This is a genomic window from Niabella hirudinis (genome assembly GCF_051201075.1).
In the GTDB taxonomy this organism is placed as follows: domain Bacteria; phylum Bacteroidota; class Bacteroidia; order Chitinophagales; family Chitinophagaceae; genus Niabella; species Niabella hirudinis.
The window spans coordinates 327,186-352,946 of the sequence record NZ_JBPEHJ010000002.1 but is presented as its reverse complement, the minus strand read 5'-3'; the positions used below and the strand labels follow the sequence as shown (position 1 = coordinate 352,946).

Below are 25,761 nucleotides of genomic sequence, written 5' to 3'. Positions count from 1 at the left end.
TATGTTCTGATTTCGGGTTATTGATGTATGGTTTTTATTTTTTTAAGTGTGTCTTCAAATGTTTTGATATGTGAATCTAAGATGGAAACATATTGCCCAACGGCTTTAATAACAACATCATTGGGTTTTTTGAGCTGTTTATTACACCGTATCATGCGTTGCATGAGCTCCCGTTCGGACAAAAGTTTGTCGAGGGCGCTCCCCACCCGTATCTCCATAAACTTCGGATTGATCCGGTAATTGCGCTTGCGTGAATCAATGGGGGTGATATACTCAATAAATTTATGCTGGAGCAACATTTGTAAGCTGGTAGAGAGTGAGCTTTTACTTACATTGAACCGGTTCAGAAGTTCATCAAAAACAAAGCCCTCATGATTTACATCAAACATCATATAAACATAAATTTTTGCACTCAGCGGTGGCAACCCATATAAGTTTGAATAAAAGGTTACCATGTCATTGTACAGGTCTTTTTTGTCATCTGATATAATCATAGTAATATAAAATCGAACTGCAAAGATATGGTTGGTTCGGTAAAATACGAACAAACGGGTATTAAAAAATCTTTAATTCTTATTTTCTGGTAAAAGGGATACTAACAACCACCCTCTTAAAAGTTTGAAAATGAGATGTTATTTTGCGGGTTGTTCCAGCCGGGATTTTATAAACGGTAATATAGTAGGGTAAGCGGTGGCGTCAAACCAGTGAAAGCCAGGTTGTTTTTTAAACCAGGTCAGCTGCCTTTTGGCGTAGTGCCGCGTATGCTGTTGAATGAGGGCTACGGCTGCTTCCCTGGTAAGGGTGTTATCAAAATACCGGAAGAGTTCCTGGTAGCCGACTGTTTGTAAGGCATTCAGATGACGCAACGGCAGCAGGTTGCTGACTTCTGCTTCCAGTCCTGCATTCATCATCGCATCTACCCGTTGGTTAATGCGCTCATACAGCCGGGGCCGTGGTAGTTCGAGTCCGATACGTATTGTATCAAAGGGGCGTTCTGCACTGATTTTTGATTGAAATCCGAGTATGGATTTGCCCGTGGCGGTTGCAACTTCCAGGGCACGCATCATCCGCTGCGGGTTGCGCATTTCACCCCTGGCGGCAAAGAGCGGGTCCTTCTCTGCCAGCTCTGTTTCCAGCCAGCCGATCCCGTTTGCCTGGTACTCATGGGCTATTTTCTGCCGGATCATTTCAGGCACCGCCGGAATGGGATCAAGACCTTCGAGAAGCGCTTTTATATAAAGGCCGGTACCTCCGGTAAGCACAATGACAGGGTAACGCTGAAACAGTTCTTTCAGCAGCTGTAAGGCGTAGGTTTCATAAAGAGCGGCATTCATTTCATCATGAATGCTGTGGGAAGCGATGAAATAATGGGGTGCAGTGGCCAGTTCTGCTGCAGAAGGGCGGGCTACACCAATGGATAATTCTTTAAAACACTGGCGGCTGTCTGCCGAAAGGATCACCGTCCCCAGTGCCTTCGCGGTTTCAATAGCGATGGCTGTTTTGCCTACGGCTGTGGGGCCGGCAATAACAATAAGTACGTTTTTATGAGGCAACATTTGTGAATGGGCAATAGTGAATAGGGAATGGTGAAAAGGAAGCAGGGGATGGTCAATGCTATATTTTCCGGATTACCGGGTATGTTTTATCGGTCCCCAATCTTAACAGGCATCGGCTAATCTTCCAGTCCATCGTTATAATCTTCCCCACCTTCACCTTCATCAACACCTACGTCTTCGCCATCTTCGCTTTTTTCACCAAAGCCTTCGGCAGATCGGGTAAGATCATATTTCTCCTCAATATCAGCAAATTTCTCACCCAGCAAGCCCTTGGTTCCGTATTGTTTGGGACTGATTCCTTCTGTGCGGGTAATCCTGGGATATTCTGCAAGAGCGTTTCCCTCCTTTGATACATTGATCAATTCGATCAAAAAATCCCAATGCTTCTGAAAATCATAGCTGTAGGCAAAACGCTGGTTGGTATTTTTTATTTCCGAGCCGATTGTTGTGGTACGCATCAGCAAGGGCGTTACTTTATAAATTTTGTCGGGGTATTGATCCAGCGTTATTTCACGGCCTTTCTGCCACTGATCATTGCTCCGGAAAAAAGTTGCCTGGTGTTTATTATCAAAATCAAATGCCTTAAGGATTGTTTCGTGCAGGTCAAAAAAAGTTTGGGTATGCAACACAGCAATATCTCTGTAGACACTGTCATCTTCTTCAAAATATACCCTGAATTTTAAAATAGCCATAATTCGAAGGTACAAAGAATCTGGCATTATTTTTTAAACCGGATAGCTGCAAATATCCCAATGCCGTAGAGGAACAGGAATGCTCCGAATATGGTTGACAAATTGGTCATAATTTATATTTGTAGAATAACATTTTCAAGAACCGGGCCAAACCCGGATAGCCCGGTTGATTGAAGTTAAGCTTCGCCCAACGGCGCACAAGAGACGGAGAATGGTGAAAAATGATAGCCCGAAGCAGTTGGAAGAACAACCCCGGAGGGTAGCAAAAAGTGTAGCTCCCACAAAAAGTCTGCTCCAAACGAAAACGTTGTATTAAAAATATCGGCTGACTTTTGTCCGGACAGCTAAACATTTAATATTTTTAGGGCCACTTGTACAGTGTATTAAACATAAGTTGAATCTGAATATGAAACGAATCTGTTTGCTCCTACTGCTGGTAGTTGAGTTAAGTGTAGTAACGATGGCCCAGGGAGGCCCAAAACGTCCTGATCCGCAGCCGCCTGCCGATACGCATGAAAAATTTAAACTGGGCATGGCCGGTTATACCTTTGCCCGGTTTGGATTGGATACGGCCCTGCAAACCCTGCAGCGGGCCGATGTACATTATTTCTGCATCAAGGATTTTCACCTTCCATTGAACAGTACCGATGAACAGATTGCTGCTTTTCATCAAAAACTGAAAGCAAAAGGGGTAACCGGTTATGGCGTAGGTCCTATTTATATGAAATCTGAGGCCGAAATTGACCGTGCTTTTGAATATGCCAAAAGGGTGGGTGTAAAACTGATTGTGGGGGTACCCAATTATGACCTGCTCCCTTATGTTGATAAAAAGGTGAAGGAATATGACATGAAATATGCCATTCATCTGCACGGACCGGATACCAAGGTGTACCCTGACGCAGAAGATGTTTGGAACCATGTTAAGAACCTGGATCCGCGCATCGGGATGTGCCTGGATATTGGACATGATACCCGTAATGGAAAAGACGCGGTAGCCGATCTGAAAAAATATCATACAAGAGTATTTGACATCCACCTGAAAGACGTTACAGGGCCAACCAAGCAGGGTTATTCAGTAGAAGTGGGCCGGGGAATCATCAACTTTCCTGCCTTTGTAAAAATGCTGCGTAAAGTGGGCTATAGTGGAGTGGTAAGTCTGGAGCATGAGCGCAATATGGATAATCCATTTATGGGAATTGCAGAATCTGTTGGATATTTCAGGGCAATGATCGTTGCCACGAAGAAGAAGTAGCTCGCGGCCGTCAGCTAAGAGCTCGGAACTCCTGCTTGATTTTGCAGGCATGAAAATTTTAATTGTCGAAGATAATAGTGCTTTGTCGGCCGGCTAAGAGATTACCCGGAGGCAGAGCATTTTTTTGCACATACCCGTTCTTTATAGCTAAGTATATTTACGTGTTTTGAGCATGATAGCTCCAAACCGGGTCCCTGTTTATTTGTTGGGTTTGGAGGAAAAGCTGCGGCGGACGACCTCCTGCAAACCGGCATTTTTCATCGATGGGCAAAAATAGCATCAGATATTATCAATTTTGTTGTTGTTGAGGCGGGGTATTTTCGTCAGTTTTACGCATGATGGAGCAGTTCTTGCAACTGTATCCTGTGTTTTAATTCCAAAAATTGCTTTTGTGATATGAGGTTGGTCTTTTTGCTATGTGTTCATTATCAGCATTTTGAGTAAATTTTGATTGCCTGACAGATGAGGTTATTGATGAATAAAGAACCAAATAGTGATAGAGTGCTGTTCCAACAGATCGGTGCCGGCAATGAACAGGCATTTAAAACCTATTTTGATCTGCATAAGTTTCAGTTGTTCAAAGTGGCGTTAAGGCTTACCAAACTGCAGGATATTGCTGAAGAAATTACACAGGATGTTTTTCTGAGTTTATGGATCAGCCGGAAGCATCTGGCAAAAGTGGAGGACCCGGCCGCCTACCTGTACCGGGTGTTGCTGAATAAAACGGCAGCATATCTTAAAAAAGAAGCTAACCAGCGCCGGATCATTGCAGCAGCGCAGCTGCAATACAGGGTGCCGGGCACAAATACGACAGAGCAAACGGTTGATTCCAACGAAAGCCTGCGACTGATAGAAAAGGCGCTGGATCAGCTGCCTCCTCAGCAGAAAAATGTTTACAGACTTAGCCAGCAACAGGGGCTGAGCAATGATGAAATTGCTCTCCAGCTTCATATTTCCCCGCATACAGTGCGAAGCCATCTGGCAAAGGCTACTGAATTTATGAGAAATTTCCTGAGAGAGAGGGCTGTTATTGCTTATGTGATAGCCGGTTGTATTTTCATTCACTGAGGAACTCGCAGGTTTACGGGCAATGTTGAAATTTTTTTTCGCCCGACTCATCATTTTTCCCGTAACAATACTCTATATATATAGGAGGCTCTTTAAGAAGCCCGGTCGGGAACTTAAATGAACGATTTATGGAATCAGATCAACAACGGCTGCGGCATTTATTAAAAAGTTTTGCCAATAATGCAATAGCGGGGGAGGAAATTGAAGAAATGCTGTCGTTATTAAGGCAAGATACCAATGATGCTGCATTGTACGCACTTATTGAAGACCTGCGTAGCGAAACGGACGGAAAGGCGCCGGATACCGCTGTTGATTGGGAGCGGGTATGGAACGCGATACGGCCCGTTCCTTCTGGTATGAAATGGCATTGGTGGCGTGCCGCTGCTGTCTTCATCGGCATCCTGGGTATTGCTTTATACCTGTGGCTGAACCGGCGTGAAGCCGCTAAGCCGGAGCTTGCAAAGGCAGCGCCCGTACAACAACAGCAAAAGGATATACAGCCGGGCGGCGACCGTGCCGTGTTGACCTTGGCGGATGGTTCGCAGATCGTATTGGATAGCACTGCAAACGGGAAGCTGGCCCAGCAGGGAAGCGTGGAAGTGATCAAACTGACTAATGGGCAGATTGTTTATAAAAAGGCTGGAGGTAAAGAGAATGAGCTTCTGTATAATACAATGAGTACACCCCGGGGCGGCCAATACAAGCTGGTTTTACCGGATGGAAGTAAAGTGTGGCTTAATGCATTATCCTCTATCCGTTATCCGGCATCTTTTGCCGGCAATGAACGGGGCGTTGCTATAACCGGGGAAGTGTATTTTGAGGTAGCCAGGGATCCGGCGCATCCGTTTAAGGTTTCGTTGCTTCCCGCGTCCGGAAAAAAAGGTATGGAAGTAGAAGTGCTGGGTACACATTTTAACGTTAACGCATACGGCGATGAACCGCTGGTAAATACAACGTTGCTGGAAGGGAGCGTAAAGGTAAAGCAGGCGGCCGGCAGTATAGTGATCAGGCCGGGGCAGCAGGCGCAGGTTAATAGTGCCGGCAAGATGAATGTGGCTTCTAATGTTGATGTTGCCGGGGTTGTGGCCTGGAAGGAGGGGCATTTTGTATTCAGGGATACAGATCTCAAAACTATCATGCACCAGCTGGCGCGATGGTATGATGTGGATGTAAAATATGAAGGTGATATACCTGAACGGTATTTTACGGCAGATATTTCAAAGAATAAGCCCCTTTCCAGTGTGCTGAAAATACTGGAACAGAGCAATATTCGTTTTGAAATACGTGGGCAGACACTAACGGTTATGCCCTGACTTTTTGAAGACTTGTTAAATGAACATATAAAGAAACAACGGTTGGCCACTAACAGAAACCGCTCCGGGGTCGAGGCCGGAACGGTATGAAGTAAGGGTTAACCCTGTGAATACAATTTTGGAGAATTGCCATTTTTAACCCAAACAAAGCAAAGTTATGTATTTAGGAACACTCTTTGTTACGTCCCTGAGGGGATTTACCAAAACCTGCCTGCCGGCGAGACAGGCGATGTTGATTATGAAATTGACAGCAATTATTCTGCTCACTGCCTGTCTGCAGGTGGGGGCTAAGGGGTTTTCGCAAACGGTGTCGATATCCGGGAGGAATATCTCTTTGGAAAAACTGTTTAAGGAGATCAAGAAACAGACCGGGTATGATTTCTGGTATGAAGGTAAACTGATCAGGCGGGCAAAAAAAGTGGATATACGAGTGGCAAATGCACCGTTGGTGCAGGTGCTGAACAGTTGTTTCCAGGATCAGCCGCTCACGTATTCCATCGTAGAAAAAACCGTGGTTGTAAAACCTCGTTCAATACCGGCTCCCGTTATGGAAGACGTAGCGGCGGCCTCCATTGATATAAGAGGCACGGTAACGGGTGAGAATGGGAAACCTTTGAATGGCGCCTCTGTAAAGTTAAAGGGTACGGAAGATGGCACGATGACCGATGCAGATGGGGATTTTAAATTGCAGGTGCCCAATACCGGCGGTGTGCTGGAGATCTCTTATATTGGCTACGAAACAACGGAAGTAAGGGTGTCAAAATCCGGAACGCTCAGGATCAGTTTGAAATTAGCTGAGATCAAAGGGGAAGAAGTGGTGGTGATTGGCTATGGTACGCAAAAAAGAAAAGAAGTATCCGGCGCCGTGGCCTCCGTAAAGATGAATGAACTAAGCGCCGATGCGTCTAATAATGTAACATCAGCCATACAGGGGCGCATACCGGGTGTATCGGTAGAATCGAGTGGCGGGGCTCCCGGATCAGGCCTGTCCATTACCATAAGAGGCTCCGGAACGCTGGGTAATAATAGCCCGCTGGTAGTAATAGATGGTATTCCTTTTGGTAGTCTTGACGGACTGAATCCTGCAGATATCAAGAGCATCGACATCTTAAAAGATGCATCTGCTGCAAATATTTACGGATCGAGGGCCGCCGGTGGTGTTATCATCGTAACCACCAAATCAGGAAGAAAAAATGCCCCTCCCAAAATAACCTTTAACGGGGTGTATGGTTCCAACAGCATTCCTAAGAGAATATCCGTATTAAACAGCGACCAGCTTGTTAAAATGTTCAACGACAATGGCGGGGCTTATCCATCTGGCAATGGTGTAAATACCAACTGGCAGGATGAAATTTTCCGTGCAGCCCCCAACTATAAAGCCAATATTGATGTGACGGGAGGATCAGAAACCTTCACCTACAGCTTGTCTGGCAGCTATCTCAAACAAAATGGCGCTATTATCCGTTCCGATTACGAAAATGCTAATTTTCGGGTAAAATCTTTGTACGAAAAGGGCCGGGTAAAAGTGGGTGAAACCTTTATCTACAATAAAACGGGTGGAAGGAATTATATTGGCGGACTTGGAGGCCAGCCCCACAGTACCATCATTACTTCACTGGTTGCTTCGCCCACCGTACCGGTGTACGACCCTTCCAATCCAAATGGTGGATGGGGTATGCGTCCTGCGGCTTTGAAGAATTTGGGCAATATTGTGGCAGAGATCGATGCAAACCGTAATTACGGCAATAATGCCAATATTATCTTAGATGCTTTTGCTGAGGTTAGGTTGATAGACCAACTCAAATACCGGATGAATGTGGGGTACAGCACCAATCGCAGCTTTTCAAACAACTATTTAAATCCTTATGTTGATGGTACAACCACCATTGCGAAGCCGCAAGCCAGCAGTGGCACAGGATTGAACAGCCAATGGCTGGTAGAAAATATTTTGAGCTATGAGAAAACAATCGGAGTGCATAATTTTTCCGCAATGGCAGGCTATTCTGCTCAAAAAGATACCTCAAACGGATTCGGGATTAGTTACTACTATCCGTCCGTAGGTTTTTATGGCGTATCTGCGGCCACTTCCTGGGATAAGCCCAATGGCTCTACAAATAGCAGTACCCGGAATTCAACATTTGGCCGACTTACTTATTCTTATGATAACCGCTACTCTGTTTATGGCTCACTACGCCAGGATGCTTCCTCCATATTTGATCCTGCATATAATAAGGGAACGTTCTATGGTGCTTCGGCTGCATGGGATATAAGCAATGAAGCATTCTTTAAAGCCTCCGGACTTACAAGTGTTATTGATTATTTTAAGATCCGTGGTGGTATCGGTACGCTTGGAAACGACCGTATCGGCCTGTATTCAACCCAGGCGCTCATTGGTACCAATTACAACTTTCTTACCGATGGCGGTATGGTGATCGGCAGTATACCCAATGGAGCGCAATCACCCAAAAATCTTACCTGGGAAAAATCAAAAACCACCAATATCGGTTTTGATGCCAACCTGTTTAATAATAAACTGAATATTGTTTTTGACTGGTTTAAGAAACAATCGCAGGGGGTATTGTTAAGCGTACCCATCCCTTTCAGTACGGGGATCAATGCAAGACCACCCCAGAATGCCGGTAATATCGATAATAGCGGCGTTGAGTTAAGCATCAATTACGGCGATAAGAAAAAGGACTGGTCTTACAACATAGGCTGGAACATGGCCGCAATGAAAAATAAGATGGTGGCAGTGACCATTGGCAGCGGCAACCAGCAGTTTGGAGATCTGCAAAGAGGTATTGTGAACTATCCTTTGGGCAGTTTTTTCCTGATCAAAAATTTAGGCACATTTAAAACACAGCAGGAAATCGATGCCTATAAGGGCCCGGGCGGACAAATGATACAGCCCAATGCGGCGCCCGGTGATCTGAAATTTGAGGACTACAATCACGATGGCATCATTGATAACAATGACCAGCAATATGTGGGGTCGCCTATACCCACTTTTGAAACCGGTTTTACAGCAAACGGTTCCTGGAAAAGTTTTGACATCAATATTTTATTCCAGGGCGTATTTGGCAACAAAATATATAACGGTCCCCGGTACTGGATGGAGAAGATGAATGAGTATACCAATTTCTCCAGTGATGCTTTGAATGCCTGGAGCTCCTCCAACAGCAGTTCCAATTTTCCCCGGTTTGTTTTATCAGACCCCAACCGGAATGCTCGAAATAATAGTGACAGATGGCTGGAGAATGGCAGCTACATTCGTTTAAAACGTTTGGAGCTGGGCTATCAGCTTCCTGCAATGCTTGTTAAAAGCAGGCTGGGGATGGATCATGCCAGGATATTTGTTTCGGGAGAAAACCTGCTGACCATTACAAAATACAGTGGCTTTAACCCCGATCTTGGTAATGGCGGTGATCCGCTGAGCAGGGGTAATGACTGGGGCGGCTTCCCGATCCAGAGGGCAATTATGGGAGGTATTACCGTGTCTTTTTAATCATTAACAACATTAAATCGCAAATAATGAATAAGATCTTCAAGCTATCTTTTATTGCAATGGTGATTGCTGTGGCCGTTGCGATAGGATGTAAACAAAGCTTTTTAGAAACAACGAACCCTAACCAGCTTACAGAAACCAAGTTTTGGAAAACGGAAGCGGATGTAAAGGCGGCTATTGCCTCGGTTTACAGTCCTATGCGGTTGCCACTGAGCGGTTACTGGGGAGCCTTCAGAGGGTACCAGGATGTCAATGCCCTTGGCGATGATGTGCTTACTATCCCCGGGGGGGAGCCCTCAACAATGCAAATGGCCTATTTTACCAACGATGCAACGAACGGAGATACGCAGGACATATTTGCCAAGCTGTATAGCTGCATATACCGTGCAAACCTGGTAATTGAAAATACAGACAAGGCCAACCTGGATGCAGCACTTACCAAAAGCTATGTAGCAGAAGCAAAATTTCTTAGGGGACTCGCTTATTTTATACTGGCGTCCAATTTTGGTGATGTGCCGCTTAAGCTAACCGTGGCTGTATCTTCTGATGATGCAAATATAGAGAGCGCGCCGGTGGCCGCGGTTTACCAGCAGGTAATAAAGGATTTTTCCGAATCCTCAGCTGATCTGCCACCCACAAGGCCTACTGGTGATAAAGGCCGGGCCACACAGGGAGCTGCTATTGCCTTTCTTGGAAAAACATTCCTGTACATTAAAGACTATGCAAATGCGGAAACCACTTTGGCTAAATTAGTTGCGCCGGGTTCCGGCTACGACCTTATTGATAATTTTGAAGATAACTTCACGGATAAAAATGAGTTTAACAGAGAGTCCGTTCTGGAATGGGTTTATGGACCGATTAATAGCCAGTACAGTCCCTGGAATGAGGAAAGCGGTGGAAACGCTATGTATAATTACCGTCCGCAGCTTACCGGAAGCAATGGGAGCGGCGGATGGTTTAAATACATTCCTTCCCAGTTTGCGGTGAAAGAATTTAAAAAAGAGCCCCGGCCCAACGGTGCCGATACCAAGTTTGACAAGCGGATGTATGCTACATTTATGTGGAAGTATTCTGATTTTGGAGAAGTTGATAAAACCTGGTATAATAACATGACATTTGATGCTTTGTGGACGGCTGCCTGGACCAGTATTGACCGGTTTGAGCCCCTGTATAAGAATTTTCCGGAAGGTAAGTTCCTGAATAAAAAATTCACGAATGCGTTACGGCCGGAAGCCAGTGCCGACAACTATTGGGCAGCAACGCCGTCTACAGCGAATGTTGAGGTAATGCGCTTTGCCGAAGTGTTGCTGCTTCATGCGGAAGCCGCCCTTATGAACAATCACCCGGAGCAGGCAATGGCAGATATTAACCGGATAAGGGTAAGGGCCGGGCTGCTTTCCAAAACAGTAGCCGATTTTCCGGGTAATAGCGGCCTCATGGCAGAGCTCCAGCATCAGAAATTGCTGGAACTGTATTTTGAACAAAACCGGTGGAACGATTTGAAGAGATGGTACCCTGCAGCCGATGCGCTGAAAACGTATATGGCTGCCAATCTGAAACAAGGAGCGGATAAAATACAAGCGCGGAACTATATTTTTCCGATACCGGCAGGAGAACTGCAAACCAATAAGAAGATGACTCAAAACCCCTTATGGAAATAATGATATATCGTGTTTTTAAGATACTACAGGCAACGCCTGTAGTGTCTTTTTTCTTTTTGTTGCTTTCCGGTTGCGGACCGGATGGCGGGGTTAAACTGATAGCAGTAAACGAAGGCGCTTCTGCAGTTAATGTACTGATGCAAAAGATCCATATTGTCTGCGATCAGAAAGCCGACATCTTTGTACGGTATTGGGAGAGCGCTGCCCCCGGAAAAATTTTTGTTACGAAGGTTTCTCCCGGAAAAAAAGAACACACCCTCTCTTTATTGTTGCTAAAGCCTGCTACTGCCTATCAATACGAGGTTGTAGCCCGAAGCGGAAAAGCTGAAAACAGCATCAGCGCTGTAAGAACCTTTGTGACAAAACAAATACCAATGGCGACCCAGGAAATGGTAATGCCCTCTGAGATGCAGGATACATTGCCAGGGCGTTTTTTGAATGGCTACACGCTGATTGCCCGGCGCGACCTTCCCGGACAGATGTACATAGTTGATGCAAAAGGGAAAATTGTATGGTATCATACCATAAAAGATGCAGGGTTTAAAGTGGCGCATTTTACAAAAAAAGCCACTGTTTTATCCATTGCGGCCCCGCTTTCTTATCCCACCAGCTATGGTAATGAGATTTTGGAGATCTCCCTGGCAGGGGATACAGTATTTCATTTAAAGAAAGGAGAAAAAGGTTTTGATAAGACGATCCATCATGAAATATTTTATAACGACCTGGGCCAGATGGTTACGCTCACCCTTGAAAAGAAGGTGTTTGATCTGAGCCGCGCGGGCGGCACCAAAGCCGATACGGTAACAGGCGATGGGATACTGATACTGGATGATAAAGGCAACAAGATTTGGCATTGGACCGTATTTGACGTACTAGATCCGTTGACCGATCCGCAAATCCTGAAGGACAAGGCCGACTGGCTTCATGCCAATAGTTTGAGCGTTGATACCGATGGGAATTATCTGCTGTCGTTCTACCTGTCGGGCCAGATATGGAAAATTGATGCCAAAACCGGTAAGCGGATATGGACATTAGGACGTGGAGGAGACTATGCCTTTCCCCGGGGAGGTATGTTCCATGAGGCCCATGCTGCATATAAGGCTCCGGGGAACCGGCTAACATTGTTTGAGAACGGAACCCACCGCCAACGGTCGAGGGTTTTAGTGTACCAATTGGATGAGCCTGGCCACAAGGCCTATCTGAACGAATCGATCGAACTGCCCGGGTACCTTTATAGCGAAAGAATGGGGAGCGCCTATTGGGTAGATGACTCCAGTGTTTTGGTGTGCAGCGCCCAGGCCAGTTCAGTATCGCTGCTGGGGCCTTCCGGGAAAATTTTATGGAGAATAAGAACGGGCTTTGTTCCCTACCGTGCGGAATTTATAGACCGCCTTCCGTTGTAATATTCAAAAAAAAGTAAGTATGAAGAAATTTTATTTGTTATTGAGTAGCTGCCTGTTAGTGGCTGCAGGTATCCATATTATTTCCTGTAATGAGAACAAAACAAAAAAAACGGACCAACAACCCATTGTGGAAAGCACGGCTAACCTGTTTCATCTCGATACATCGCGGATACCATCGGGGAAATACGGTGAAGCGGTTCGGTATGGCAGAGACCTGATGATGCGCACCGCCTACCTGATCGGCCCGGAGGGCGTAAATGGCCACTATACAAATAATAAAATGAACTGCTCCAATTGTCATCAGGATGGAGGAACGAAGCCCTACTCTTTTAACCTGCAGACCAGTTTTCAGAGCTACCCGGAATACAGGCCCCGGGAGGGAAAAGTGCTGTCGCTTGCCGAACGCATCAATAATTGTATTATGCATCCGCATCTGGGAAGGCCCCTGCCCCTGGACGGAAAGGAAATGATCGGATTTATGGCTTACCTGAAGTGGATCAGCGATTCCTCGGGGGTAACAAAGAGTACACCCGGAGTGAAACCGCTGCAGATCGATTTGCCGGATACCGCGGCTTCATCGGCTGCGGGAGCCCTTCTGTACGAATCCCATTGTGCAAGATGTCATGGCCAGAACGGAGAAGGGGTAATGACGCCTGATAATGTTACCTATACTTACCCGCCCCTGTGGGGAAATCAATCGTATCAGCCTGGATCAAGTATGCACCGTATTATTAAGATGGCACAGTGGCTGGTAGCCAATATGCCCTTTGATTCGGCTACTCATTTAAAGCCTGTACTTACACATACACAAGCCCTGGATATTGCTGCATTTATTAATAATGACGCTATTCATCAGCGTCCGGATGTTAATGAGTTTCAATACCCAAATTATGAAGAAAAGGACATTGACTATGACAGGGGGCCATTTGCCGATACTTTTTCCGCAGCTCAGCATAAATACGGTCCTTACCCACCCATTATTGAGTACCGGAAGGCTAAGCGGAAAGACCACTGATGCGGCTCCCAGGGTACAGCGCTGCTTCCTGTTTTTCCAGACGACATAATCATATTCATTGCATACTTGCAGGACAAGCTTCGCCGGGTTTGAAAAGGTTTGCTCGCCGAATATCCCGTTGCTCCCCTGAGGGGCGGATCCGGGCCTGCACCCGATCTGGCCCTGTTTTTAAAGCAAACCGCTCAATTCCGTACCTTCGCAGGATAAAAAATTGTACTATGTCTGAAGTATGGAAAAAATACCAGGAGGAGCATAAAGAGCGTTTTCTCAATGAGATGATGGATCTTTTACGCATTCCCTCCATCAGTGCCAAAAGTGAGAACAAAGAGGATATGAAGCGATGTGCAGAGTCGGTAAAGGCGGCCCTGCTGGCATCCGGCTGTGATAAGGCGGAAGTAATGGAAACAGGTGGCCACCCGGCGGTGTATGGCGAAAAGATCATTGACCCCGCAAAGCCTACCGTGCTGGTGTACGGGCACTATGATGTACAGCCGGTGGAACCATTGGAGTTGTGGAATACGCCTCCTTTTGAGCCGACGATCAAGGATGGTAAAGTATTTGCACGCGGCAGTGCCGATGATAAAGGGCAGTTTTATATGCACGTAAAGGCACTGGAGACCCTGGTAAAAACCGATACCATGACCACCAATATCAAATTCATCATTGAAGGCGAAGAAGAAGTAGGATCTCCTAACCTGGGTGCCTTTGTAGCGGCGCATAAAGAACTATTGAAAGCTGATGTAATCCTGATCAGCGACAGCTCGCTGCTGAGCATGGAAAATCCCTCACTGGATACAGGTGTACGCGGACTGAGTTATATTGAAGTGGAAGTAACAGCTGCTGCCAGAGACCTGCACAGTGGCACTTACGGCGGTGCCGTAGCCAACCCGATCGTGATCCTGTCGAAAATGATCGCCAGCTGTCATGATGAAAACAATCATATTACTATCCCCGGTTTTTATGATGATGTGCTGGAAGTATCGGCCGGTGAGCGGGAGCTGATCAATAAAGCACCTTTTAATGAGCAGGAATATAAAGCCGAGATCGGTATTAAAGAGTTGTATGGCGAGCAGGGGTTTTCTACCTATGAGCGTACCGGTATCCGCCCAACGCTGGAGTTGAACGGGATCTGGGGTGGTTACACCGGGGAAGGCGCCAAAACGGTATTGCCCGCAAAAGCCACGGCAAAGATTTCCGCAAGACTGGTGCCCAACCAGTCCAGTGCCAGGATCACTGAATTATTGTTGAATCATTTCAAGAAGATCGCTCCTTCCTGCGTGGATATAACTGCCTTTGAACATCATGGCGGGGAACCTTACGGCACCCCCATCGACAGTAAGGGCTACCAGGCTGCTTCCAAAGCGCTGGAAACCACTTTTGGTAAAACACCCATCCCGGTAAAAGGCGGCGGCAGCATTCCTATTTGCTCTGTACTGGAAAACGAACTGGGCATCAAGATCATCTTCATGGGCTTTGGACTGGATAATGATGGCCTGCACAGTCCCAACGAAAAATACAATATCGAAAACTACTACAAGGGCATAGAAACCATCCCTTATTTTCATCAGTATTTCGGGAAATAAGCTAAATGGCCACGAATGCACGAATCAGTTTAAGTCATTCGTGCATTCGTGGCTTTAAAAAATGGAAAAAGAAAAACTACGTTTAGATAAATACCTCTGGTCCATCCGGCTTTTTAAAACAAGAAGACTGGCTACGGACGCCTGTAATGATAACAAAGTGAAATACCAGGAGGAACCGGCAAAACCGGGGAAGAACGTGCATCTGGGTGATGTTTATGATGTACGTACCGAAGGCCGTAAATGGGTAATCCGCGTTACCGGTTTGCTGCATACCCGGGTTAAATATGAGGAGGCTATAAAATTTTATACCGATCTTACCCCACCTGAAGAGTTGGAGAAGGCTAAGATACAGGCGGCCTCCTTTTTTAGCGGAAAAAGACTCAGCAAGATTGGGCGCCCCACCAAAAAGGAGCGCAGGGACCTGGATGATTTTATGGAAGGAGATGACGGATAGTGTGCCGGCATTCTGCCGTGGGCTGTTCGCATTTGAAGGCCTGTATTTTTATTAAATGAGGTTATTAAAGAAAATCTGAAAAAACTATAACGAATTGCCCTCTTTGCTTACCTACGGTATAAAAGTGGTGATAGGATGAAAATAACACCCCTTTTTAGCAGCAGCCAATATTTTATGTGTGAGTATAATGGCCTAATAAAAAAAGCAGCAAACCGAAGCCATTGCCGGAGATCATGCAAAGGGATTGCACGGTATTTGCCATTGGCGCGGGCCACCTTTGGGGAGCGGCAGGCGCGTGCTGACGTTGCTTCGCAAGCAGGGATACCAGGTAAAATCGGTATTGGAACGGGGGTAATGAACCATTTGATTCCGGTTTAAAAATAATTTTTCAAAACGGTGTAACGAATGGGCTTTATCGGTGACTAATCCAGTAAACCATTTTCCTATTTTACCATCAATAAACCAGAACAAAGACGTGTCGCAATCAGAAGCTTTTTTCCTGGCCAGCATTCAACAGCATGCAGGCATACTGCACAAGGTGGCCCGTATGTATATAGACCAGCCGGAGGACCGTCAAGACCTGCACCAGGAGATCATTATACAGCTTTGGAAGTCGTATCCGGGTTTTAAAGGAGAGAGCCGGTTCTCTACCTGGATGTACCGGGTGGCCATTAACACAGCGATCACTTTTTTGAGGAAGGACCAGACCTATAAAAAACGGATGACATATACCGGTATTCCCGATGGTGCTGATGAAGGGCCACCTTCGCATAAGGAAACGCAGCTGAATGCCTTCTACAAGGCGGCGCAGGAGCTGAACCAGGTAGAAAAAGCGGTTATCTTTTACTTTATGGAAGGTTTATCCCATAAGGAGATCGGGCAACAACTGGGGATCAGTGAAGGAAATGCCAGGGTACGGCTAGCCCGGACTAAAGAAAAATTACAAACCATTATAAAAAACCAGGGTTATGAATTTTGACGAACTAAAAACGCAATGGAATGAGGACGGAGCAGATGATGTAAAGTTTCCTGCATCGGTTGAACAATTGAAAGCCGCACAGCACCCGCTGAACCAGTTGAAAAAGAATATGAAAAAAGAATTAGTGGCGCAGCTTATAGCGATTGCCCTGATCGGGGTTTTCCCTTTTCAATTGAAGCTGCTTCCTTCGCTATTTCCCATTTACTATATGGCCTATGCCCTGCTGGTAATGGCAACTGCCTACTACATGTACCATTTTTATCAGTTCTACAACGAGGTGCAGCAATATGGCGCCAGCACGAAGGATAGTCTATTGGAATTGTATTATAATCTGAGGCTGAATATGGAGCGGTATAAATCCTTTTCGTTCCTGATCATGCCCTTTGCTTACTTTACGGGAGGATTGCTGCTCTATTCGGAACTAAAGACCCGAAATAAGCACCCGGTTGTATTTGAAAATCCTTACTTCGCTCTGTTGCTGGTAGTAGTGGTAACCATCCTGATTGTTTCGTTTACCGTTATTTGGATCGATCGGTTTTATGGTCGTTATGTAAAGCAGCTGAAGCAGGTGCTGAATGCGTTGAAAGAAGATTGAAGTTTTTTGGATTTTTAATCGGTAATTTGCAGCTGTTAAAGGCTGGTAGCTATTATTAGCTCTTTTGTTTGAATTTAAGGTTTATCATAGTTGAGGGTCGTTTGCAGTGGTTTAATACTGCATGATGTTCCAGCTGAAAAATGTTTTGGACTTTGGACATTATGTATGGCTATCTAGCTGTTTCGATTCTCATCTCTCAAATCTCGTTTATGCATATCGATATTATTTCTGTTTTACCCGAATTACTGACCAGCCCTTTTGAACATAGTATCATGAAACGTGCGCGGGATAAAGGTTTGTTACAGGTTGCGGTGCATCCGCTGCGTAAATGGGCGGTAAATGAATACGGCCAGATAGATGATTACCAGTACGGCGGAGGAGCGGGTATGGTAATGATGTGCGAGCCGCTGGCAGCTGCTATAACGGAGCTTTCTGCCAACCGGAAATTTGATGCGATCATCTATGTGACACCGGATGGAAAAACACTGAACCAGCGTATGGCCAATACGCTTTCTTTAAAAGAAAACCTGCTGATCATCTGCGGTCATTATAAAGGCATTGACGAACGTATCCGGCAAAAATATGTGACCATTGAAATTTCTATTGGTGACTACGTACTAAGTGGAGGGGAGCTGGCCGCCGCCGTTCTGGTGGATTCTATCGGACGTCTGCTACCGGGAGTGCTGAGCGATGAAACATCGGCTCTTACTGACTCGTTCCAGGACAACCTGCTGGCGCCTCCTGTGTACACCCGTCCGGTAGATTTTGAGGGAATGCTTGTGCCGGATGTACTTATGAGCGGCAATCATGCAAAAATTGAAGAATGGCGCTATGAACAGGCGCTCCAGCGTACAAAGGAACGCCGTCCGGACCTGATGATAGATTGAGGCAGGTTTTATTGCTCCTATTGTTATTTCCCGATCAGCGGGCTACTCCGCAGTAATGGGATCAATGATTGTGGCGATCTCATTAATAGCATTGGCGGGGAAGCCACCCAGCTCTGCATGCTCTCTGACCCGCTCTTCATTTGGAGCAATATATACGCAATAGATTTTATTGCCAGTTACATAGCTTTGTACCCACTGAATCTCCGGCCCCAGCTCCCGTAATACATTACAAGAGGTTTGAGAAATATTTTGCAGCTGGTCAGGAGAAAGACTTCCTGCTCCCGGGATTTCCCGTTCGATTAAATATTTAGGCATATAATTAGAATTTAAGCTGTTATAAATTTAATGAATATGCAGAGGGAAAACAATCGCTAATACAGGCTATCTAAAGCGGGGCGGATTGCATTTGATGATGCGGATCAGGATTATTTTTCGGCAGTTTTCCTGCCCAGGATCTCCATAGCCAATTGTAAAGCGTTTGCTTTTTCATGTAGCGCCATGATTGTTTGCTCCTGGGAAGCAATGATTTTATCCCGCCATTTGCATTCCTTACAGGATTCGGAATTTTCCGGCATATTGTCAACTCCCGGCACTTGTTTTTCCCTTTGGTTGGCAATTAGCCAGTTCAGATCAATATTTTCAAACCTGCTTTTAATGTCTTCAATGATTTCCAGCGAAGGCCTTCCTGCGCCATTCCTTAGCCGGTTGAGCTTTTGTGATGATTTGTATTTCAGCCCGTTAATGGCAAAATCGTTGATCGAATTGAACCCTTCTTTTTTACAAAAGATCTCTAACCGTTCAAAAAAAGTTGAATTTTTGTTCATTTATATTTGTTTTCCATAAAGGTGTTTGTATCTTTGGGGTGCTAATAATAAAAATAACCAACTTATGAACAACAAAAATAACGAGATTTCGCTTATCGTTTGCGAGCCCGAGCCAATTGATATTCCAAGATTTGGCTATGCCCCATCTGTTACCGGAGATTTTAATGAGGATGATTTCAAACCCAGTTATCATTTTCTGCACCTGGTTAAATCAGATCCCTTTTACTGCCTGACGCGTGTATTGGATAGTTCGGCGCTTGAAGATCTGCAGGCCACCTGGGGCGAATGGGTGTATTGTACCGTTTGTTCGGAATACAGTGCTTTTAGCGAGGAAAATGACAGGCGGTATTTATTACGGTTTGCGGCCCACTTTCATTTGCTGATGGATGCCCTTCATTGTGTTCTGGGTGAATGGAGTAAGATGAAAAAGAAAAAAATGACGGGGGTCTCCAGGAGCGTAACTTATAAGTACCTGGCAGAGAAGAAAGATGCCATCCCCTGCATTCCCGCGTTTAGCTTGAAATATCCGGAGAACAAGGCCCGTATTTACCTTTGGTATGTTCTGGATTGTGCGCTGGGCAGTGGTGAGTCTTTTAATATACCCCGCAAAAATCTTCTTTTTGATTATGAGTCGCTGTTGTGTATGCTGCGAGCATCTTATTATATGCTAACCCTATACCCTGCTTTGTTTGGCCTGGATGAAACAACGGCAAACTAAAAGTTAATGGTCCTTTAACACAACATTGCCGGTACGTTTTAGATTGCCCCAACCCTGGCCTTCTCCTTTTATGGCCCGGCGGAGTGATCGGAACAGCACTATATACATGATTTGCCGGTAAACAAAACGCTGGGGAATGAGCCATAAAAGCTGCCAGTAATTTTTTTTCTTTTCGATGCTGAAAGCAAAGAAGGCTACGAGCACGTCTACAACCAGGAATATTCCATAATAAAGAAGGATCCGGTTAAGATCGGCCCAGCTGGTATGCTGTTCCGTTGGCCGGTTGTAGTAGATGGAAAAGAAAAACAGCAGGTCAGCGATCGGCGCGATTACAGGGAGGATGATCTGGAATAAAAGTATATTGGGAAGCGAGACCATACCCAATCCTTTATAGCGCACCTTAAAGCAGGCATCCTTGTTTTTCCAGAAGCTTTGCATGACCCCGTAACTCCAGCGGAACCGTTGTTTCAGGAATTGCCGTATGGTTTCCGGTGCTTCGGTAATAGCAATGGCATCGTTACAATTGCGGATAACATAACCTTTGCGAAGAATGCGGATGGTGAGATCGCAATCCTCTGCCAGGGAATCGGTTGTAAACCCCCCGGCATCAGTGATGGCTTTTTTGCGGAAAGCTCCGATGGCTCCGGGAACCACCGTAATACCGTTGATATAGTCAAAGGCCCGTCGGTCAAAATTCTGCGCGGTAATGTATTCGATCGATTGCCAGCGGGTTAGCACATTGTTGATATTGCCTACCTGCACATTGCCCGCTACGGCACCTACCGATTCGTCAATGAAATAACGCATAAGCTGACTTACAGCATCTTTTTTTAATTGTGTATCCGCATCAATACATACGAGGTAGTCTGCATTGGATTGGGCAATGCCATAGTTGAGTGCCGAAGCCTTGCCCCCGTTGGGCTTGGTAAGTATGGCTACTCTGGGATGACCGGCAAAGGCTTCGCTGATATTTTTAAAGGTTTGGTCTTTGGAGCCATCGTCGACAAAGATGACCTCAAGGTGTGGATAGTCCTGCTTAAGGAGGCTCTCTACGGTGCGGACAGAATTGAGCTCTTCATTATACGCGGGTACAATGATGCTTACCTGTTCTTTAAATGACATGGAGGATGGGATCTGTTGTTTTTTCTGGCGTTTGTAATTGAGAATGGCCAGTATGCCCGTAAAGGTTACACGCCCCAGCCCCAGGAAAATAGCCAGCCAGAATGCGGTAGTGAGGAACTGCGATACCCAAAAGATCAGTTTGGTGGCAAAGCTGTCGGCCCGGAGGATCTGGTTTTTTACGGGCGGCATTACCTGGTCCCTGGTAAGGTGAAGTAATTGAGCTACGGTAATGAACTGGATGTTGCGGTCCTTAAAGTATTTTATAATGCGGGGTAGCGCGTCAACCGTACCCTGGCGGTTCCCTCCCGCATCGTGCAGTAAAATAATCCCCCGGTCTTTATACGGCATAGCCTCGTATTGACGCACAATGCGGTTGTAGATACTGTCTGCATTTACGTGTGAACTGTCAACATCCCAGTCCTCGGGATCAATGCTTTCGCCAACTGCATAGTATTTTAGTTTTTTGCTCAGGGCTACGGGTTGCAGTTCTACCTGTAATGTAGGTTCGGCATCAGCATTGAAAGGGGGGCGGAACATGATGGTGCTGCGGCCGGTAACTGCTTCAATGAGCAGGCGGGTGGCATCAATTTCCGTTTGTGCCCTCCTGTTGCTTACGCTGGCAATATTGGGGTGCGTAAACGTATGGTTGCCGATCTCAAAACCTGCTTTGTAAACCTGCTCAAATGCGGGCAGGTGATTTTGAATGTTGATTCCCACTACAAAGAAGGCGGCCGGCACCTTTTCCTGTTTTAATATTTTTATGATTTGAGGCGTGTATTCAGGGTCGGGGCCATCATCAAAAGTGAGCAGCACCTGTTTTCCAGGATCCACCTGTCCAAACCTGCGGATCACATATTTGGTGGGCAGCTCTATGTATTTTTCTTCCTGTATGAGAAAGTCATTGATCGTATCTGCCGTAATTTTCATACGGCCGTTCTGAGGCTCTGAGATCACATCCAGCACTTCACCTTCGCCTACATAGTCCGGTTTTTCAAAGGAAACAGGGATGTTCTCAAGACGCTGGAATAATCGCGCCTGGGCTTTCATGGCATCAGTGGTCAGGTTCCGTTTATAAAAGGTCCACAGCCGCTGATCTTCCGCGCCCAGCCGCCAGATGGCTACGCCGCTTACCCCATAGTCATCTGCAAACCGCATCGTATTAAAGTTACTGGCCGCATCGTTAAACCATACCTGGTGTTTTACCTTATTGTAATCGGTATAAGTAAAATGACAATTGTAGGTGTTGTTGTCAAAAATGATCTCCGTGTTGTACTCCTTAGCCAGGGATATGGCCTGGGCATAGGTGACCGTTTGGGCCGCCCTGTTCTCCGGCCAGTCGTATCCATAGGTGGCCATGCATAAGATGATCTTCTCTGATGGAACCCCCTTGGCTGCATCGTCCAGCACTTTTTCGATCCATCGCTGCTCGCTTATGGGCCCGGGTATACTGGTATTGTAATACTGATCGTATGCCATCAGGAAGATATAGTCGTTGAGCCGGGCAACTTCGGCAATATTGTAGTTGTCGTCATTGGGAAGGATATCCTGCGTAACCAGCAACCCCTTGCTGTGGAGTTTTTGGTACAGGGCCTCCTGGAACTGCTGCATATAGGGCAGGGTTGCTTGTTTCAGCTCTTCAAAATCAAGGTTGATGCCGTTTAGTTTATATTTTTCGATAGCCCGGAGTACATCTTGCAAAAGCCGGTCTCTTTTTTGGGGATTGCTGAGCACCCGGTGCAGCAGGTTGCCGTCAAAATCTCCTCCCTGGACGTTGCTCAGCATTGGTATAATGGAAACTTTTGCTTTTCGCATTACCTGCAGGGCTTCATCATCAATATTGAGCCGGAGGGTATCTGCTTCCGGGTCAATCAGAAACCATTCGGGAAGTACCATGTTCAGTTTGTCGATATTGGATTTGAGAGAGGAGAGTGACTGGGGATCCCAGTCTACAAAGAAGGCCGCTCTTATATTAGCGTTGGAGGGCCTTTTCTTTTCGAGCGCGATAAAAGCGTTGTTCTGCGCACGGGCATTGATAAAGGCCTGCATACCCTTGTATTTTTTTTGCTCTTTTTTACTCAGACTTTTGGGAATTACCGGATGAATTGCCCGGTTGGTGTCAGTAGGGGCCAGGCCCGGCAGTAAAAGATTATCTACCCGGCTTATGGAAAAAATGCCCAATGGAATAATGGCAATGGCCAGGAAGACCAACAACCGGCTCAGCCATTTGAACGTTGTCCATCTTGCCTTGCTTTCCGTCTGAAAGATCTGTCCGTCTCCTGCCATGTGAAGATAATTTAATACAAAATTAGTTGTGCTGCCGGTCTTATACGATACCGGGAACCATTATTTTATTCTGGAACAATTTTTTACATTTACTGAAACATTATAGAGGGATGAAGCAGCTAAAAGGAAATCTGGTAATGATCGCCCAACGGAGAATCTGCTTTGCGATGATAGAGCTGGATGAAGGGCGCATAAAAAAAACAGTGATCCTTGAGGATCATGAAGTAGTCGGTGAACCCTATATCGTACCGGGATTTATAGATAGCCATGTGCATATAGAAAGCAGTATGCTGGTGCCATCCGAGTTTGCCAGGCTGGCGGTAGTACACGGTACGGTGGCCACGGTAAGCGATCCGCATGAGATCGCCAATGTCTGCGGCATGGAGGGTGTGCAGTATATGATCGACAATGGGAACACGGTGCCGTTCAAATTTAATTTCGGGGCGCCCAGCTGCGTACCGGCCACCGGCTTTGAAACGGCTGGCGCCCGGCTGGGAGTGCAGGAGGTGAGCAGGTTGCTGCAATACCCCGAGATCCGGTACCTGAGTGAAATGATGAATTTTCCGGGTGTACTGGCCGGAGATACGGAGGTAATGGAAAAAATAAGAGCCGCCCACCGGGCAGGGAAACCGGTTGACGGGCACGCGCCCGGTTTGCGGGGCGCAGCGGCACAGCAGTATGCAGATGCGATTGCGGATCCTGTAGCCGGCCTCCCGGGTACGGATCATGAATGTTTTACAGAAGAGGAAGCGCTGGATAAACTAAACGCGGGAATGAAGATACTCATCCGTGAAGGAAGCGCTGCCCGTAATTTTGATGCATTGATCGGTCTTTTAGAAACCCATCCCGATGCGATCATGTTCTGCAGCGACGATAAACACCCCGACAGCCTGGAATCCGGCCATATCAATGAACTCTGCGCCCGGGCAGTGGCAAAGGGTATTGATCTGTTTCATATACTCCAGGCTGCCTGTATCAACCCGGTATTGCATTATAAACTGGATGTAGGGTTGCTGAGAGAGGGCGATCCCGCGGATCTGGTATTGGTGGAAGACCTGCAGCATTTCAAGCCGGTTAGGACCTATATTAATGGAATGCTGGTGGCTCTTAACGGTAAAAGCCTTATTAACACTTCCAGGGCACCGGTTATTAATCATTTTGAATGCCCGCCGGTCCTGTCATCCGATTTCAGGGTGCCTGCCAGGGGAGGAGGGGAAGTACCGGTTATCGAAGCCCTGGATGGTCAGTTGATAACCAATCGCTTGCTTTTGGCTCCGCTTTTGAAGGAGGATTGTTTTGTGAGTGACCCTGACCGGGATCTGTTAAAAATAGCTGTGGTGAACCGCTACCGGAAAGCAGTACCAGCGGTGTCATTTGTCAGGAATTTTGGTTTAAAGCGCGGCGCTATGGCATCATCGGTTGCGCACGACAGTCATAATATTATTGCAGTAGGGGTAGATGATGAAAGCCTGTGCAGGGCCGTCAATCTTGTGATTGCTGAAAAAGGCGGGGTTGCAGCGGTTGATGGGGAGCGGGAAGCGATTGTGCCGCTGCCGGTGGCTGGTTTGATGAGCAATGCCGACGGATACCAGGTAGCAGCTGCCTACACGGCTGTAGACCAGATGGTAAAGGAGATGGGCGCCACGCTGAATGCACCTTTTATGACGCTGTCCTTTATGGCGCTGCTGGTGATCCCTGCCCTGAAACTAAGTGACAAAGGGCTGTTTGACGGACAAAAATTTGAGTTTGTAGCTGCTGTTAAGTGATTTTGACCGGCGAACCGGATATCCGGGAAAATAGGGCCGTCATTCGCCGCAACAATCCGTCTATTTACCGATTCCTGGCGTTTACAGGCGAAAAATCTGTTGTAAGGCCTATCTTAGGGGGGTATTTTTACAAAAAATAGTGAGTGATGAGTGAAAATAATCCGTACAATACCGAATTCTATAATAAATCAGAGAAAGCCGGCAATACCGATCAAAAGACCGGCGGTACCCAGCCCCCGTATTTTAAAGAACGAAACGCGCAGGGGCATATATGGGTGGGGTTGTTTTTAGTGTTGATAGGGCTGGTATACCTGCTTAAGAGGATGGGCTTTGTTTTTCCCGATTTTATGCTTTCCTGGCAAATGTTCCTGATCGTACTGGGAGTATTTATTGGTTTTCGCACCAACTTTCGGGGGCCGGCCTGGCTGATCCTGATAATGATCGGATCGCTGCTCCTGGTAAATGAGTTTTTCCTTTTTAACAGGCTGCGTAAGTTCATTTTTCCCATTGCCCTCATTGGGGCAGGCTTGTTTTTTATCCTGCGCCCGAAAAAATCTTATGAATTTGTTACCCAGGATCCCAATACAGGCGAACCTGGCGGAAAGAAGACCTACCGAGGCAATATCAGCAATGAAGATAAGATTGACGCCACTTCTATTTTTGGCGGTACCAAGAAAAAAGTACTGTCGAAGAATTTTCGCGGCGGGGATATGGTGAACGTGTTTGGCGGCAGCGAGATCGATCTGTTGCAGGCGGATATCAGCGGGACCGCCGTTTTGGAGGTGACGGCTATTTTTGGCGGGGCTACGCTGCTGATCCCCTCGCATTGGAATGTGGTTTCTGAAGCGGTGGCTATATTGGGCGAAGTGAAGGATAAGAGGGTATCTTTGGGAAATGTGGATACTTCAAAAACGCTGGTATTGAAAGGTACTGTAATTTTAGGGGGCATTGATATTAAGAGCTTTTAAGTGAATGGGCAATAGTGAAAAGAAAATAGTGAAAAGAAAATGGTGAAAAGTGGGTAGTGAAAAGTTGCTGGTGAATAGGAAGCGGGATAGGGCGGTAGCTGTTTTGACTAAATACTT

General features: G+C 46.3%; 21 protein-coding genes. 15 read left to right on the top strand and 6 right to left on the bottom strand.

The annotated features are described in order from the left end of the window. Window positions 1-17: 17 nt before the first annotated feature. The 3 genes from GGU45_RS04945 to GGU45_RS04935 form a co-directional block, all read right to left on the bottom strand. Window positions 18-494 (bottom strand): ArsR family transcriptional regulator, encoded by a 477-nt coding sequence (locus GGU45_RS04945; RefSeq protein ID WP_435222559.1) that lies wholly within the window; start codon window positions 492-494, stop codon window positions 18-20. A gap of 138 nt (window positions 495-632) precedes the next feature. Next, window positions 633-1,556 (bottom strand): tRNA (adenosine(37)-N6)-dimethylallyltransferase MiaA, encoded by a 924-nt coding sequence (gene miaA, locus GGU45_RS04940; RefSeq protein ID WP_435222557.1) that lies wholly within the window; start codon window positions 1,554-1,556, stop codon window positions 633-635. A 116-nt stretch (window positions 1,557-1,672) separates the two neighbouring features. Beyond that, complete coding sequence (locus GGU45_RS04935) at window positions 1,673-2,248, bottom strand: IS1096 element passenger TnpR family protein (RefSeq protein WP_435222555.1); 576 nt, start codon at window positions 2,246-2,248, stop codon at window positions 1,673-1,675. Between the two features lie 406 nt (window positions 2,249-2,654). On the opposite strand from GGU45_RS04935, the gene GGU45_RS04930 reads away from it, so the two are divergent. The 12 genes from GGU45_RS04930 to trmD all read left to right on the top strand — a co-directional run bounded on the left by GGU45_RS04930 (window position 2,655) and on the right by trmD (window position 17,963). After that, on the top strand, window positions 2,655-3,500 hold the full coding sequence (locus GGU45_RS04930; protein ID WP_435222553.1) for a sugar phosphate isomerase/epimerase family protein: 846 nt from the start codon (window positions 2,655-2,657) through the stop codon (window positions 3,498-3,500). A 474-nt stretch (window positions 3,501-3,974) separates the two neighbouring features. Beyond that, window positions 3,975-4,568: an RNA polymerase sigma factor gene (locus GGU45_RS04925; RefSeq protein WP_435222551.1), complete on the top strand. Its 594-nt coding sequence runs from the start codon at window positions 3,975-3,977 to the stop codon at window positions 4,566-4,568. Between the two features lie 128 nt (window positions 4,569-4,696). Beyond that, window positions 4,697-5,881, top strand: a complete 1,185-nt coding sequence (locus tag GGU45_RS04920) for a FecR family protein (RefSeq protein ID WP_435222549.1) — start codon at window positions 4,697-4,699, stop codon at window positions 5,879-5,881. A gap of 238 nt (window positions 5,882-6,119) precedes the next feature. Continuing rightward, the gene (locus tag GGU45_RS04915; protein ID WP_435222547.1) at window positions 6,120-9,386 is read left to right on the top strand and encodes a TonB-dependent receptor; all 3,267 of its coding nucleotides are present in this window, start codon (window positions 6,120-6,122) and stop codon (window positions 9,384-9,386) included. Between the two features lie 26 nt (window positions 9,387-9,412). Continuing rightward, the gene (locus GGU45_RS04910; RefSeq protein ID WP_435222545.1) at window positions 9,413-11,047 is read left to right on the top strand and encodes a RagB/SusD family nutrient uptake outer membrane protein; all 1,635 of its coding nucleotides are present in this window, start codon (window positions 9,413-9,415) and stop codon (window positions 11,045-11,047) included. Next, entirely contained in the window at window positions 11,038-12,450 is a 1,413-nt protein-coding gene (locus GGU45_RS04905; RefSeq protein ID WP_435222543.1) for an aryl-sulfate sulfotransferase, read from the top strand. Before GGU45_RS04910 ends, GGU45_RS04905 begins: the two co-directional genes overlap by 10 nt. Before the next feature lie 19 nt (window positions 12,451-12,469). Next, entirely contained in the window at window positions 12,470-13,465 is a 996-nt protein-coding gene (locus GGU45_RS04900; RefSeq protein ID WP_435222541.1) for a c-type cytochrome, read from the top strand. A gap of 218 nt (window positions 13,466-13,683) precedes the next feature. Next, entirely contained in the window at window positions 13,684-15,048 is a 1,365-nt protein-coding gene (locus GGU45_RS04895) for a dipeptidase (RefSeq protein ID WP_435222539.1), read from the top strand. A 61-nt stretch (window positions 15,049-15,109) separates the two neighbouring features. Continuing rightward, on the top strand, window positions 15,110-15,502 hold the full coding sequence (locus GGU45_RS04890; protein ID WP_435222537.1) for an RNA-binding S4 domain-containing protein: 393 nt from the start codon (window positions 15,110-15,112) through the stop codon (window positions 15,500-15,502). Between the two features lie 475 nt (window positions 15,503-15,977). After that, the gene (locus GGU45_RS04885) at window positions 15,978-16,481 is read left to right on the top strand and encodes an RNA polymerase sigma factor (protein ID WP_435222535.1); all 504 of its coding nucleotides are present in this window, start codon (window positions 15,978-15,980) and stop codon (window positions 16,479-16,481) included. After that, window positions 16,471-17,076 (top strand): hypothetical protein, encoded by a 606-nt coding sequence (locus GGU45_RS04880; protein WP_435222533.1) that lies wholly within the window; start codon window positions 16,471-16,473, stop codon window positions 17,074-17,076. Before GGU45_RS04885 ends, GGU45_RS04880 begins: the two co-directional genes overlap by 11 nt. 209 nt (window positions 17,077-17,285) lie before the next feature. Then, complete coding sequence (gene trmD, locus GGU45_RS04875; RefSeq protein WP_435222532.1) at window positions 17,286-17,963, top strand: tRNA (guanosine(37)-N1)-methyltransferase TrmD; 678 nt, start codon at window positions 17,286-17,288, stop codon at window positions 17,961-17,963. Between the two features lie 42 nt (window positions 17,964-18,005). Here the strand turns inward: trmD and GGU45_RS04870 are convergent, their stop codons facing one another. Further along, window positions 18,006-18,278 carry a DUF4242 domain-containing protein gene (locus GGU45_RS04870; RefSeq protein WP_435222530.1) on the bottom strand — a complete coding sequence of 91 codons (273 nt, stop codon included), beginning with the start codon at window positions 18,276-18,278 and terminating at the stop codon, window positions 18,006-18,008. Window positions 18,279-18,388: 110 nt separating this feature from the next. Then, window positions 18,389-18,787 carry a hypothetical protein gene (locus GGU45_RS04865; RefSeq protein WP_435222528.1) on the bottom strand — a complete coding sequence of 133 codons (399 nt, stop codon included), beginning with the start codon at window positions 18,785-18,787 and terminating at the stop codon, window positions 18,389-18,391. 64 nt (window positions 18,788-18,851) lie between these two features. Here GGU45_RS04865 and GGU45_RS04860 point away from each other — a divergent pair, with 64 nt between their 5' ends. Continuing rightward, window positions 18,852-19,505 (top strand): hypothetical protein, encoded by a 654-nt coding sequence (locus GGU45_RS04860; protein ID WP_435222526.1) that lies wholly within the window; start codon window positions 18,852-18,854, stop codon window positions 19,503-19,505. A gap of 3 nt (window positions 19,506-19,508) precedes the next feature. Here GGU45_RS04860 and GGU45_RS04855 read toward each other — a convergent pair whose 3' ends face one another. Next, entirely contained in the window at window positions 19,509-22,910 is a 3,402-nt protein-coding gene (locus GGU45_RS04855; RefSeq protein ID WP_435222524.1) for a trifunctional glycoside hydrolase family 18/polysaccharide deacetylase/glycosyltransferase family 2 protein, read from the bottom strand. A 110-nt stretch (window positions 22,911-23,020) separates the two neighbouring features. Between GGU45_RS04855 and ade the strand changes: the two genes are divergently transcribed. Further along, on the top strand, window positions 23,021-24,676 hold the full coding sequence (gene ade, locus GGU45_RS04850; RefSeq protein ID WP_435222522.1) for an adenine deaminase: 1,656 nt from the start codon (window positions 23,021-23,023) through the stop codon (window positions 24,674-24,676). A 146-nt stretch (window positions 24,677-24,822) separates the two neighbouring features. Continuing rightward, entirely contained in the window at window positions 24,823-25,644 is an 822-nt protein-coding gene (locus tag GGU45_RS04845) for a LiaF transmembrane domain-containing protein (RefSeq protein WP_435222520.1), read from the top strand. Window positions 25,645-25,761 lie beyond the last annotated feature (117 nt).